General features: G+C 73.3%; 13 protein-coding genes. 7 read left to right on the forward strand and 6 right to left on the reverse strand.

Going from position 1 to position 12,914, the window contains the following annotated elements:
• The first annotated feature begins 137 nt into the window (after positions 1–137).
• Positions 138–1,112, forward strand: a complete 975-nt coding sequence (locus tag CRP52_RS13625) for an ABC transporter substrate-binding protein (protein ID WP_097236649.1) — start codon at positions 138–140, stop codon at positions 1,110–1,112.
• A gap of 146 nt (positions 1,113–1,258) precedes the next feature.
• Positions 1,259–1,963, forward strand: a complete 705-nt coding sequence (locus CRP52_RS13630; RefSeq protein ID WP_097236650.1) for a VC0807 family protein — start codon at positions 1,259–1,261, stop codon at positions 1,961–1,963.
• Here the strand turns inward: CRP52_RS13630 and CRP52_RS13635 are convergent.
• Complete coding sequence (locus CRP52_RS13635; RefSeq protein WP_097236651.1) at positions 1,936–2,358, reverse strand: nuclear transport factor 2 family protein; 423 nt, start codon at positions 2,356–2,358, stop codon at positions 1,936–1,938. The two genes, CRP52_RS13630 and CRP52_RS13635, sit on opposite strands and share 28 nt — an antisense overlap.
• 73 nt (positions 2,359–2,431) lie before the next feature.
• Positions 2,432–3,307, reverse strand: coding sequence for a LysR family transcriptional regulator (locus tag CRP52_RS13640; protein ID WP_097236652.1), 876 nt, complete (start codon positions 3,305–3,307; stop codon positions 2,432–2,434).
• Positions 3,308–3,377: 70 nt separating this feature from the next.
• On the opposite strand from CRP52_RS13640, the gene CRP52_RS13645 reads away from it, so the two are divergent.
• Positions 3,378–3,746, forward strand: a complete 369-nt coding sequence (locus tag CRP52_RS13645; protein WP_097236653.1) for a nuclear transport factor 2 family protein — start codon at positions 3,378–3,380, stop codon at positions 3,744–3,746.
• A gap of 139 nt (positions 3,747–3,885) precedes the next feature.
• On the opposite strand, the gene CRP52_RS13650 is transcribed toward CRP52_RS13645, so the two are convergent.
• Positions 3,886–4,935: a fatty acid desaturase family protein gene (locus CRP52_RS13650; RefSeq protein WP_179852789.1), complete on the reverse strand. Its 1,050-nt coding sequence runs from the start codon at positions 4,933–4,935 to the stop codon at positions 3,886–3,888.
• A 171-nt stretch (positions 4,936–5,106) separates the two neighbouring features.
• Positions 5,107–5,766, reverse strand: a complete 660-nt coding sequence (locus CRP52_RS13655; RefSeq protein WP_097236655.1) for a hypothetical protein — start codon at positions 5,764–5,766, stop codon at positions 5,107–5,109.
• A gap of 100 nt (positions 5,767–5,866) precedes the next feature.
• Here CRP52_RS13655 and CRP52_RS13660 point away from each other — a divergent pair, with 100 nt between their 5' ends.
• The gene (locus tag CRP52_RS13660; RefSeq protein ID WP_097236656.1) at positions 5,867–6,517 is read left to right on the forward strand and encodes a TetR/AcrR family transcriptional regulator; all 651 of its coding nucleotides are present in this window, start codon (positions 5,867–5,869) and stop codon (positions 6,515–6,517) included.
• Positions 6,518–6,729: 212 nt separating this feature from the next.
• On the opposite strand, the gene CRP52_RS13665 is transcribed toward CRP52_RS13660, so the two are convergent.
• Positions 6,730–7,737 carry a hypothetical protein gene (locus CRP52_RS13665; protein ID WP_143685733.1) on the reverse strand — a complete coding sequence of 336 codons (1,008 nt, stop codon included), beginning with the start codon at positions 7,735–7,737 and terminating at the stop codon, positions 6,730–6,732.
• 172 nt (positions 7,738–7,909) lie between these two features.
• On the opposite strand from CRP52_RS13665, the gene CRP52_RS13670 reads away from it, so the two are divergent.
• Positions 7,910–10,411: a helicase C-terminal domain-containing protein gene (locus CRP52_RS13670; RefSeq protein WP_097236658.1), complete on the forward strand. Its 2,502-nt coding sequence runs from the start codon at positions 7,910–7,912 to the stop codon at positions 10,409–10,411.
• 16 nt (positions 10,412–10,427) lie between these two features.
• Here CRP52_RS13670 and CRP52_RS13675 read toward each other — a convergent pair whose 3' ends face one another.
• Positions 10,428–10,679, reverse strand: a complete 252-nt coding sequence (locus tag CRP52_RS13675; protein WP_097236659.1) for a hypothetical protein — start codon at positions 10,677–10,679, stop codon at positions 10,428–10,430.
• Between the two features lie 106 nt (positions 10,680–10,785).
• Between CRP52_RS13675 and CRP52_RS13680 the strand changes: the two genes are divergently transcribed.
• Both CRP52_RS13680 and CRP52_RS13685 read left to right on the forward strand, forming a co-directional pair.
• The gene (locus CRP52_RS13680) at positions 10,786–11,190 is read left to right on the forward strand and encodes a hypothetical protein (protein ID WP_097236660.1); all 405 of its coding nucleotides are present in this window, start codon (positions 10,786–10,788) and stop codon (positions 11,188–11,190) included.
• Positions 11,191–11,272: 82 nt separating this feature from the next.
• Complete coding sequence (locus tag CRP52_RS13685; protein ID WP_097236661.1) at positions 11,273–12,910, forward strand: DNA repair helicase XPB; 1,638 nt, start codon at positions 11,273–11,275, stop codon at positions 12,908–12,910.
• Positions 12,911–12,914: the final 4 nt, after the last annotated feature.

Consider the following 12,914-nt stretch of genomic DNA (forward strand, 5'->3'; position numbering starts at 1 on the left):
AGGACGGAAGGCACGACGGCACGCAGGGCGGGCAGCCTCAACGGCACGCACGGCGGCCCGTTTGACGGCACTTCAGGCACTATTTCGGACATAATCGACGGCGCCCCGACCCCCGCCTCGCCTCCTGAGGACCGCCGATGCCCCGGATCGCCCGCCGTACCCTGCTCGCCGGCCTCGGCGGAGCCGCGCTCGTGGCGTGCACCGGCGGCGCCACGCCGCGTCCGGTCGAGGTGACCGGCGCGAACGGATCCCCGTCCGCCGTCCCGGTGCCCCCGGTGACCGTCACCGCCGCCACCGGGCCGGTGCTGGTGCCGGGCGAGCCGATGCGGGTGGTCGTGCTGGACACCGACGTGCTCGACTCCGCGCTCACCCTGGGCATCACCCCGGTCGGCGCCGCACTGCCGGCCCGCGACACCCGCTACCCCGACTACTGGCCGACCGGCCGCACCACCGGGATCCGGCTGGTCGGCCCGGCCGGCGCGCCGGACCTGCCGACCGTACGGGCGCTGCGGCCGGACCTGATCCTCTCCAACCAGGCCCGCGACGGCGACCGGTACGACCAGCTGCGGGAGCTCGCCCCGACCGTGCTCACCCAGACCACCGGGGCGCCGTGGAAGGCCAACTTCCAGCTGCACGCCCAGGCGTTGAGCCGGGAGGCGGCCGCGGAGGCCTTCGTCGGCTCGTACCAGAAGCACGCCGGGCAAGTGGCGCAGGCGCTGTCCGCGGCGAAGCTGTCGGGGCGCAAGGTGAGCCTGGTGCGGTTCGTCGAGGGCGGCGGGATCCGGCTGTCCGGTCGGCAGAGCTTCCCCGGGACGGTGCTCTCCGACGCGGGGGTGGGGCGGCCGGACGCGCAGAACGTCGACCAGTCGGACTTCGAGATCCCGCCGGACCAGCTCGGCAAGGCCGACGGCGACCTGCTGCTGTACGCGACGTACGGCGATCCCGGGCGGGCCGGCACCGAGGCGACGCTGGCGAGCCCGGGCTGGCAGGCGCTGGGGGCGGTCAGGGCGCACCGGGCGTTCCCGGTGGACGACCAGCTGTGGTTCCAGGGGATCGGCTACACGGGGGCCAACTACGTGCTGGCCGAACTGCAGCGCTTCCTCGGGGCGTGAGCCGGGTTCCCGGAGCGGGGGTGCAGGCGGGAGGGCCGGGGCCCGCTCGGGCACGATCGATCACGATTCGGTGCCGGCGTTAGGCGCTTGACCTGCTGGTCCGTCAGAATGAGCCGGCAAATCCAGCTCACTCGGGGGACAACACCGTGTCAACTTCCGCCGCTCCACAGGCTCCTGCCCGCAAGGGGAAGGCCGCCGCGCTCGGCTGGCTGATCAGCATCGGCTTCAACGTCGTCGCGCCGATCCTGATCTACAACCAGCTGCACGACCACGGCTACAGCGAATCCACCGCCATCCTGCTCTCCGGCCTGGGCCCGGTGGTCGACACCCTCATCTACCTGGTCTGGCACCGCCGGATCGACGAGTTCGCGGTGGTCTCCCTGGTCTTCGTCGCGCTGACCCTGGTCGTCGCGCTGATCGGGCCGCAGGACCCGAAGATGCTGCTGGCCAAGGACTCCTTCGTCTCGGGCCTGCTCGGCGTGTTCTACCTGGCGTCGCTCGCGGCGCCGAAGCCGATCATGTTCTACTTCGGGCGCAAGTTCGCCACGGACGGCACGCCGGAGATGGTCTCCTGGTGGAACTCCATGTGGCAGTACCCGGGCTTCCGCCGGGTGCAGCGCAACCTGACCATCGTCTGGGGCGCGGCGTTCGTCCTGGAGGCCGTGCTGCGGATCGTCCTGGTCTACACCCTGTCGCACGGCACGGTGGTGACGGTCAACAACGTCCTTCCGTACGCGGTGCTCGGCGGGCTGGTCTACTTCACCATCGCCTACGCCAAGCGGGCCGGTGCCCGGGGTCGGGCCGCTGCCGAAGCTGCTGCTCCTCAGCTCATCAGCGCGGGCGCGAAGTAGTCCCGCAGTCGGGCGATCTTCCCGTCGCGGACCCGGAAGATCTGCACCAGGGAGACCACGACGTCCTCCCCGCCGCTGTCCCCGTCCCCGTCGAAGACCGTGTCGATCTCGGCGATGAACACCTCGGGATCGGCGGTGGTGTGCAGCACGTACCCGGACTTCGCGATGTTGGGCCTGCGCCCGTCGCCCTTCGCCTGGCGCTCGTAGTACGCCGCCATGGCGGCACGGATCTCCTCGCGGCCCACCAGCCTCCTGGGGAAGGGGGCGTCGGCGGGCATGAGCGGCGCCTCGAAGACACCGTCCTCGGTGAAGTTCTCGGCGAGGGCGTCGGCGTTCCGGGTCATGGCGCCGGCGTGGACGTAGCTCTCGAAGATCTCCTGCGGCGTTCGGGACATGACGGCCTGACCTCCCTGGACTCGGAGTAGCGAGGGCCACCCAATCACAGGTCCGCGTGGCGCCGCATGACGATCAGTCGGATTGCATCGCGGCCCTGAGCTCGGCCCGCAGCAGGCGCACCGCCGGGGAGTGCTGGTCGGGCCGGGCGACCAGGCCGAGGCGGGCGTCCGTCGCGGCGTCGGCGAGCGGGACGGCCCGCAGGCCGGCGCCCTCGACGGAGGAGGCGCTGAGGACGGCGACCCCGGCGCCGCGTTCGGCGAGGCGGAGCACGGCGAGCGGGGAGCTGGCGGCAATGTCCACGCGCGGGTCGAGGCCGAGCCGGCGGCAGGAGTCCTCGTAGGCGGCCCGGAGGCCGGTGCCCGGGGAGAGGCAGAGGATCTTCTCGGTCCGCAGGTCGGCGAGGTTCAGCGTCTCGCGGTCGAGCGGGTGCCCGGCCGGGACGACGGCGACGATCCGCTCGTCCACGACGATGTCGACGTCCAGGCCGGGGACCGCCTCGCCGGCGAAGCCGATCAGGGCCAGGTCCAGGTCTCCGGAGAGGACCTGCGCCTGGAGGAGGTCGGAGTGGCCCTCGTGCAGGCTGAGTTCGATGCCGGGGTGGGTGCGGCCGAGGTCGGCGACGACGTCGAGGAAGGGCGGGATCGAGCAGCCCATGATCATGCCGAGCCGGACCCGGCCGCGGACCGCGTCGGCGAACTCGGCCGCGGTGTGCCGGATGGCGTCCAGGGTGGTCAGTGCGCTCTTCGCCAGCGGGAGGACGGCCTCGCCCGCCGGGGTGAGCCGCACCCGCCGGCCGGTACGGTCGAGCAGCTGCTGCCCCAACTCCCGCTCCAGCTTGGCGATCTGGGTGCTGATGCCGGACTGGCTGACGTGCAGGCGCCCGGCCGCGGCGGTGAAGGAGCCCTCGTCCACGACGGCCGCGAAGTAGCGCAGCTGATGCATCTCCATAACTCAGGATGATAACTGGCATCCGATCCATCTGTTGGACGTATGGAAAGCGCGCCGGGAGGATGGAGGCATGACGACGACGAAGACCGCACGTGAGCTTGCCGAGACCTACTTCACCGCCTGGGAGGCGGGCGACTTCGAAACCCTCCGGGGCCTGCTGGCCGACGACGTGGACTTCGTCGGCGCCCTGGGCACGGCCTCCGGGATCGACGAGGCCCTGGGCGGACTGCGGGGGCTCGGGCAGGTGCTGGAGAAGATCGACGTGAAGACCCGGGTCGCCGAGGGCGAGGAGGTGATCACCTGGTTCGAGCTGCACACCAGCGTCGCCCCGCCCGCGCCCACGGCGAACTGGATGCACGTGGAGAACGGGAAGATCGCCCGGATCCGGGTCACCTTCGACCCGCGCGGCCTGCTGGCGGGGTTCGAGAAGAAGGCCTGACGCCGAGGAGACGACCTGACGCCGAGGAGACGGCCTGGCGTCGAGGAGACGGCCTGGCGTCGAGGTGACGGGCCGATCAGGGCGGAACGCGGGTGCCCGTGACCACAGGGGAGTCACGGGCACCCGCCTTCCGCCCTGATCAGCCGCCGGAGCGGATCGGCTCGCCCGTCCGGTGCAGGTGGGCCAGGATCTCGCGGTACGAGCGGAACAGGCCCGTCTCGTAGTACGGGATGCCCTTCTCCGCGCAGAACTCCCGGGTGATCCGGGCCGCCCGCCCGAGCGCGGGCGTCGGCATGCTGGGGAACAGGTGGTGCTCCACCTGGTAGTTGAGACCGCCCATCACCGCGTCGACGACCGGGCCGCCGCGGACGTTGCGCGAGGTGAGCACCTGCCGGCGCAGGAAGTCCAGCTTCATCTCCGGCGTCACCATCAGCATCCCCTTGTGGTTCGGGGCGAAGACGCAGCCCAGGTAGACCCCGAGCAGCGCCTGGTGCACGGCGAGGAAGGCGGCCGCCTTGCCCGGCGGAAGCGCGGCGAGGACGAGCCCGAGGTAGGCCGCGAAGTGGACGACCAGCAGGACGCCCTCCAGCAGCGGGCGCTTCATCATGGGGCTGCGCAGCGCACGGAAGCTGTTGAAGCTGAGGTTGAGGCCCTCCAGCAGGAGCAGCGGGAAGAACAGGTACGCCTGCCGGCGGCCGATGAACCGGGCGAGGCCGCTCGCCTGCCGGGCCTGGCGCTTCGACCAGACGACGAGGTCCGGGGAGACGTCCGGGTCGCGTTCCTCGTGGTTCGGGTTGGCGTGGTGGCGGGTGTGCTTGTTCATCCACCAGCCGTAGCTCATGCCCATCAGCAGGTTGGCGGCGATCCGGCCGCCGATCTCGCTCGGCAGGCGCCGGTCGAAAACCTGACGGTGCGCCAGGTCGTGCGAGAGCAGACCGATCTGGGCGAAGACCACGGACATCGCCGCCGCCAGGCCGAGCTGCCACCAGGTGTCGCCGAGCGCGAACAGGGCCCACCAGCCGCCGAGGAACGCGGCGAGCACCAGGGCCGTACGGGCGGCGTAGTAGCCGGGGCGCCGGTCGAGCAGTCCCTCGGCGGCGATCCGGCGGCTCAACTGGGCGAAGTCGCTGCCGCCGCCGGCCGTCTTCGGGGCGGGGGGCGCGGTCATCGTCACGGGCTGTGTGGGCATGCCCCGAGTCTGCTGCGGCGGGGCGGCCCGAAGAACGGGGAAAGCACCCTTCCCGTACGGGTGTTATCCCCCGCACGGGCAGGGGGGCCGACCCCGCCGTGGTCACCCTCCGTGCAGAAATGCCGCTGCGGCGGCCCGGGGTCGGAACCCCGGGCCGCCGCAGCACTCCGGTCAGGCTTCGACCGGCCGCACCACCCGGCGGCGGACCGCCCAGACCGCCGCGCCCAGCACGAAGCCGTACACCGAGACCAGGCCGTGGCCGTTCTCCTGGGCGATCCACATCGCCAGGCCCAGCGCCGGGACGCCGGCCGCCAGCGCGATCTCCTTGGGGAGGCGGGTGCGGGTGAGGAAGGCGAGCGCGAGGGTGGCGCCGAGGAAGTAGGTCGCGCCGGAGCTGCCGGCGAAGTTGCGCGGGTCGGTGCTGGGGCCGCCGCCGAAGCCGAGCAGGGTGTCGATCCGGCCGGGCAGGAGGATGCCGGCGAGGAAGAAGCCGAGGGTGAGCGGGCCGCCCCAGTACCACTGGGCGAGGGCCGCGACGGCGGCGAGGGTGACGAGGTTCCACAGGCCGCCGAAGAGGCCGCCGTTCTGCATGAACACCGAGGTGAACTCGCGCCACCAGCCGGACTTGGCGGGGTCCGCGTCGAGCGCGTCCATCGCGCCGGACCAGACGAGCTGGAGCAGCACACCGCCGACCGCGACCGCGGTGAGCGCGATCGCCGCCCACGGGAGCGGCCGGCTCCGCAGGGTGTCCCGGCCGACCACGCCGAGACCGGAGTTCACCATCATGACCATCAGTGCGGCCGTGGTCACGTTGAACAGGATCGCCCCCATCGCCCTCCCCCTTCGCTTTTCCAACACCGTTTGAAAACCGGACGAGAGAAAGCTAGCACAGTTTCGAACGGTGTTGGAAAAATCGGGTACGGTGAAACGCATGAAGCTCACCAAGGAGCGCATCGTCGACGCGGGCATGGCCGTCTTCGCCGAGGTCGGGTACCAGAACCTGTCCATGCGCCAGGTCGCCGACCGACTCGACGCCCATGCCGGCAGCCTCTACTACCACGTCCGCGGCAAGGACGAGTTGCTCGCCCTGATGGCCGACCGGGTCTGCCGCCAGGCCTACGCCGCGGGCAGCGAGGCCCTGGCCGCCCTCCCGGCCGACGCCACCTGGCAGGACCGCGTCGAGGCCCAGGCCGCCACCCTGCGCCTGAGCATCAAACAGCACCCCGGCGGCGCCCAGCTCCTCGCCGAGAGCCCCGGCGTGCTCAGCCCCGGCGGCCTCTCCCTGATGGAGCGGCTCCTGCGCACCCTCCTCGACGCCGCCATACCCGCCGAGTCCTGCGGGATCGCCGCCGACACCCTGCTCAGCCACGTCACCGGGTTCGTCCTCCAGGAGCAGAACCAGCCGGCCGCACCGCCGTCGCTCGGCCCGGAGCAGTACCACGCACTGCGCGAGCGCTTCCCGCTGGTCATGGGCGAGCTGATCCCGCGGATCGGCCAGGACGAGAAGTTCCACCGGAGCGTCCGCCTGCTCTGCGCCGGCTTCGCCGCGTCCGGGGCCGCTGCCCCGCCGACCCGGGCCTGAGGGCTCGGGCCGGGCACCGGCCCGAAAGTGACGTCACGCACCATCCACCCACCCCGTCCGGTACCCGCGTGACAGTTCGACAGCGGTCCGACAGGATTCCTCCCGCGCGACCTCGCCGGTCGCCCACGACGCCCGTCCCGGGCCGCTCCCCTCGGAGGAATCCACTCATGAACGGGCGGCGGCTCCGGCACGGCAGCCTTCCGCCGCCCGGCTCAGCCCTGCTGAGGCGGGCGGCGGCGCAGGCCGATCAGCAGCAGTACGACCGCGGAGATCACCGCCGACACCCGCAGCACGTTCGGCGCCGAGGACCAGCTGATCTGGCCCAGCGGACTGCCGGACTGCAGACCGCCGCCGCCCCCGCCGCCGCCCTGGGCGGCGCCGCCCTGCTTGGCCTGCTGCATGGCGTACAGGGTGGTCGCGCTCATGGTGATCAGTGGGATCCCGAGGATCACGAACTTGCGCATCAGGTCGGAGAGTTGGCGGGAGAGGTAGCCGAGGCCCCAGCCCGCCAGCATGGCCGGGAAGAACCCCGTGACGGCGCCGCCGACCAGCAGCGTGCTGGAGAGCAGGATCAGCGGGGACGGTCTGCGGACGTCCCCTCCCGCGCCCTTGCCCTTGCCGCCCTTCCCTGCGGCGGCAGCCCTGCCCCCGGCCGGGGCGGCCGGGACCGGCGGGCCGGGCGGAGCCGCGGAGGCCGCCCTGCCCCCCGCCTGGTCCCCGGTCGCGCCCCCGGCCTTCCCCTTGGCCTTCCCCAGGACCGACCACATCGACGTCTTCGGCTTCGCCGTGTCCGCCCCGGGCTGCGCGGCCGCCTGAGCCGCAGCCTGTGCGGCCGCCCGGGCCGCCGCCGCCTCCGCCGCCCGCTGCTCGGGGATCGACCCCGGCGCGGGCTCCGGCCCGTCGGAGAAGTCGAACACGGTCATGGTCCACGGCCCGGTGCTGCTCACCATCGGCGGCGGGATCACCGAGTCCCGCTCCCCCGCGGCGACGGCGTCCGGCGGGTCCAGCGGTACGGACGGGATCCCGGCCGCACCCGGCGCCGACGGGCCGTACACGCTGTCAGGGTCCACGGCGGGTACGGCCGGAGCGTCCGCCGCTCCCGGCCCCGGAGCCGATGCCGCAGCCCCTGCGGCGTCCCCCGGCGCAGCGCCGCCCTCCCGGGCGCCCGCCGAGCGCTCGCTCCACGGCCCGCTCTTGCGCCACCACTCGCCGTCCGTCATCACCGACACCCCGCCTCGCCCGCGCCGCCTGCTGAGAGTGCGACGGCCGCCCACCGAACCGCCCTCGGCGTGACGCTACCCACCCGGCCCCCGCGCACGCGAGTCCATCGGCCCGGGTCGGAGCAGCCCGAGGGACACCCCACCGTCGGCCCGCCCGACTAACCTAGGTCGAATGACCACACAGCAGGGCCCCCAACGCCGGGCCAGGTCCGCCACCGGCCCGCGCACGCTCGCCGAGGAGCTGCGCGCCCGTCCCGACGACGCGCTCGCCACCCTGCTCCGGTCCCGCCCCGACCTGCTGAACCCCGTGCCCGGGGACCTCACCCAGCTGTCCGCCCGGCTCTCCTCGCGGGCCTCCGCCCTGCGCGCACTGGAACGGCTCGACCGGTTCACCCTGCAGGTCGCCGAGGCCCTGGCCACCGCCCCGGACGGCACCTCCGCGGCCACCGTCCGCACCCTGCTGACCGGCCCGGCCAAGGTCAAGCCGCACCCCGGCGCCACCCCGCTGACCCCGGCCGACCGCTCCGCCGTCGCCTCCGCACTGCCCCGCGCGCTCGCCACCCTGCGTGACCGGGCGCTGCTCTGGGGCCCCGACAACGGCCTGCGGCTGGTCCTCGCGGTCCGCGAAGCACTCGCCCCGACCGCCGCCAACCCCGGCCGCACCGGTCTCGGCCCGACCCTCGCCGACGCCACCGTCGGAATGTCCCCGGCCCGGCTGCAGCAGCTGCTCGCCTCGGCCGGCCAGGCCGCCACCCCGGACCCGGTCACCGCCGTCGCCGCGCTCACCGACCTGCTCACCGACCGCGCCCGCTGCGCCGCGCTGCTCGACACCGCCCCCGAGCCGGCGCTGCGGCTGCTGGACCGGCTGGTCTGGGGCCCGCCCACCGGCACCGTCCCGGACGCCACCCGCCCGGTCACCGCCGAGGACGCGCAGAGCCCCGTCGAGTGGCTGCTCGCCCGCGGCCTGCTGCTGCCCACCAGCCCCGGCAGCGTCGTCCTGCCCCGCGAACTCGCCCTGCACCTGCGCGGCGGCCGCAGCCACCGCACCGTCGAACCGCTGCAGCCCGAGCCCGTACCCGCCACCGCCCCGCGCGATCCACAGGCTGTGGACGGCGCCGCGGCCGGCCAGGCCCACACCGCCGTCAAGACCGTCGAGGAGCTGCTGGACGGCTGGGGCCTCACCCCGCCGCTCACCCTGCGCGCCGGCGGCCTCGGCGTCCGCGACCTCAAGCGCGCCGCCCAGGCCCTGGAGACCACCGAGCAGCAGGCCGCCTTCTGGCTCGAACTCGCCTACACCGCCGGCCTGCTGGCCCCCGACGGCGAGGTGGACGAACGCTGGGCCCCCACCCCCGGATACGACAGCTGGCTCCAGCTGGACACCGCCGAACGCTGGTCCGTGCTCGCCACCGCCTGGCTCGCCGCCACCCGCGTCCCCGCCCTCGCCGGCACCCCGGACGGCAAGGGCAAGCCGCGCGCCGCGCTCGGCCCCGAACTCGACCGCACCCTCGCCCCGTCCGTGCGCCGCGCCACCCTCGCCCTGCTCGCCGAACTGCCGCCCGGCACCCCGGCCACCGCCGAGGAACTGCTCCCCACCCTGCGCTGGCAGCGCCCGCTGCGCGGCGGCCCGACCGGCCCGGACGGCCGCGACCTGCGCGACGAGCTCACCACCTGGACCCTCCACGAGGCCGAACTCCTCGGCGTCACCGGCCGCGGCGCCCTCGCCTCCCCCGCCCGCGCCCTGCTCACCGGCGAGGCCGACCCGGCCGAGGTGCTCGCCCCGCTGCTCCCCCGGCCGCTCGACCACGTGATCCTCCAGCCGGACCTCACCGCCGTCGCCCCCGGCCCGCTGCTCACCCCGCTCGCCCACGCCCTCGCGCTCTGCGCCGACATCGAGTCCAAGGGCGGCGCCACCGTCTACCGCTTCACCCCGGCCTCCGTCCGCCGCGCCCTCGACGCCGGACGCACCGCCGCCGACCTGCGGACTTTCCTGGAGCAGCACAGCCGTACGCCCGTCCCGCAGCCGCTCACCTACCTGATCGACGACGTCGCCCGCCGGCACGGCATCCTGCGGGTCGGCGCCGCCTCCTCCTACCTGCGCTGCGACGACCCGTCGCTGCTGAACGAGGTCCTGGCCGACCGCCGCTCCGCCGACCTGCGGCTGCGGCTGCTCGCCCCCACCGTCCTCGCCGCCCAGGCCGCCCCGGACGTCCTGCTCGCCACGCTGCGCACGATGGGCTACGCCCCGGCCGCCGAATCCGCCGAGGGCGACGTGCTGATCACCCGCCCGGACAGCCACCGCACCCCGCCCCGGACGGCCCCCACCCCCGTCCCCGACGGCCCGCCCACCCCCGACGACACCCTGCTCGCCGCCGCCATCAAGGCCATCCGGGCCGGCGACCGGGCCGCCACCGCCACCCGCCGCGAGCCCACCCCCGACCCGCGCCACCTGCCCCGCACCGCCGCCGCCGAGACCCTGGCCGCCCTCCAGACGGCCGTCCTCCTCGGCGAGCGGATGTGGATCGGCTACCTCAACGCCGAGGGCATCGCCAGCCAGCGCATCATCGACCCGGTCAAGGTCGAAGGCGGCTTCGTCACCGCCTTCGACCACCACGCCGACGAACTCCGGACCTTCGCCCTCCACCGCATCACCGGCGTCGCCGAGCTGGACGAATAACGCAGGCCGCAGGGCGTCAGTGCCCCTGCGACTCCTTCATCTTCTCCTTGACCGCCTTGTCCGCCAGGCTGCCGATCTCCCCCTGCCCGACCGGAAGTTCACCGCCGGTCACGGTGTCCGCGAGCAGGAATCCGGGCGCCGCCAGCAGGCCGCCCGGCCCCTCCCCGATGCCCGCCAGGGCGTGGGCGGAACCGGCCGAGGAGGCGGTGGCGGCGAAGGCCGTGCCCATCAGGGCGAGTGCGGTGAGAACGCGCTTCGACTTCTTCATGACCGGCTCAACGAGCCAGGCCCCCCGCCGGTCACCGGCATGCGGTTGCGCCGCCCCGGGACGCGGCGTAGTCCGGAAGGACAGGGGGTTCCGCAGAGGAGGCATCATGCTCGGTGAACTGATCGGTGAGGTCAACGGCAAGGACACCGGCCGACGGGTCATCGCGGCCGGTGACGGACACGCGGTCGTCGAGGTGTCGTTCGCGGGCACCGCCACCTACTTCGGCGTCGAGGTCTCCGGCTTCGGCACGTACGAGACCGAGCTCCGCGCCGACGGCACGCTGTTCGGCGAGGGCCAGGGTGTCGACATGACCGCCGACGGCCAGACCGTCACCTGGCACGGCAGCGGCATCGGCCACTTCGCCGAGGGAGGCGTCGTCAAGTACCGCGGTGCGATCTTCTTCTCCACCGCCGCCCCGCAGCTGGAACGGCTCGACTCCGCCGTCGGCGTCTTCGAGTTCGACGCCGCCCCGGACGGCACGTCCACCGGCAAGCTGTACGAGTGGAAGTAGCCCGTCCCGGTTCTCCGCGGAATGCGCGACACTGGAGGGTCTGCGTCAGACCACCCTGTCAGCCAGTGGAGGACTTCCCCGCGTGAACGACGGACCGCTCATCGTCCAGAGCGACAAAACTCTCCTCCTGGAGATCGACCACCCCAAGGCCGGCGACTGCCGCCGCGCCATCGCGCCGTTCGCCGAGCTGGAGCGGGCGCCCGAGCACGTGCACACGTACCGGGTCACCCCGCTCGGGCTGTGGAACGCGCGGGCGGCCGGGCACGACGCCGAGCAGGTGGTGGACGCCCTGGTGACGTACTCGCGCTACCCGGTGCCGCACGCGCTGCTGGTGGACGTGGCCGACACCATGGGCCGGTACGGCCGGCTCCAGCTGCTCAAGCACCCGACGCACGGGCTGGTGCTCACCACCACCGACCGGCCGGTGCTGGAGGAGGTGCTGCGCTCCAAGAAGATCGCCCCGCTGGTCGGCGCCCGGGTCGACCCGGACACCGTGGTGGTGCACCCCTCCGAGCGCGGGCAGATCAAGCAGGTGCTGCTCAAGCTCGGCTGGCCCGCCGAGGACTTCGCCGGGTACGTGGACGGCGAGGCGCACCCGATCGACCTGGACGAGGACGGCTGGCAGCTGCGCCCGTACCAGGCACAGGCCGTCGAGGGCTTCTGGCACGGCGGCTCGGGCGTCGTGGTGCTGCCCTGCGGCGCCGGCAAGACGCTGGTCGGCGCGGCCGCGATGGCGCACGCCAAGTCGACCACGCTGATCCTGGTCACCAACACCGTCTCGGCCCGCCAGTGGAAGCACGAGCTGGTCAAGCGCACCTCGCTCACCGAGGACGAGATCGGCGAGTACAGCGGCACCAGGAAGGAGATCCGCCCGGTCACCATCGCCACCTACCAGGTGATGACCACCAAGCGGAAGGGCGTCTACGCGCACCTGGAGCTGTTCGACGCCCGCAACTGGGGCCTGGTGGTCTACGACGAGGTGCACCTGCTGCCGGCCCCGGTGTTCAAGTTCACCGCCGACCTGCAGGCCCGCCGCCGGCTCGGCCTGACCGCCACGCTGGTGCGCGAGGACGGCCGCGAGGGCGACGTGTTCAGCCTGATCGGCCCCAAGCGCTTCGACGCGCCGTGGAAGGAGATCGAGGCGCAGGGCTACATCGCGCCCGCCGACTGCTGCGAGGTGCGGGTCACCCTGACCGACTCCGAGCGGCTCGCCTACGCGACCGCCGAGCCGGAGGAGCGCTACCGCTACTGCGCCACCACGGCGACCAAGCGGCGGGTGGTGGAGGCGCTGGTCAGGAAGCACGAGAAGGACCAGACGCTGATCATCGGCCAGTACATCGACCAGCTGGACGAGCTCGGGGAGGTCCTGGACGCCCCGGTGATCAAGGGCGAGACCAGCAACGCCCAGCGCGAGAAGCTCTTCGACGCGTTCCGCAACAAGGAGATCAGCGTCCTGGTGGTCTCCAAGGTCGCGAACTTCTCGATCGACCTGCCCGAGGCCACGGTGGCCATCCAGGTCTCCGGGACCTTCGGCTCCCGCCAGGAGGAGGCCCAGCGCCTCGGCCGCGTGCTGCGCCCCAAGGCGGACGGCCATGCGGCCCACTTCTACTCGGTGGTCGCCCGGGACACCGTGGACCAGGACTTCGCCGCCCACCGGCAGCGCTTCCTGGCCGAGCAGGGCTACGCGTACCGCATCATCGACGCCGACGACGTGCTCTAGCGGA

Source organism: Streptomyces sp. 1331.2 (genome assembly GCF_900199205.1).
Taxonomy (GTDB): Bacteria; Actinomycetota; Actinomycetes; order Streptomycetales; family Streptomycetaceae; genus Kitasatospora.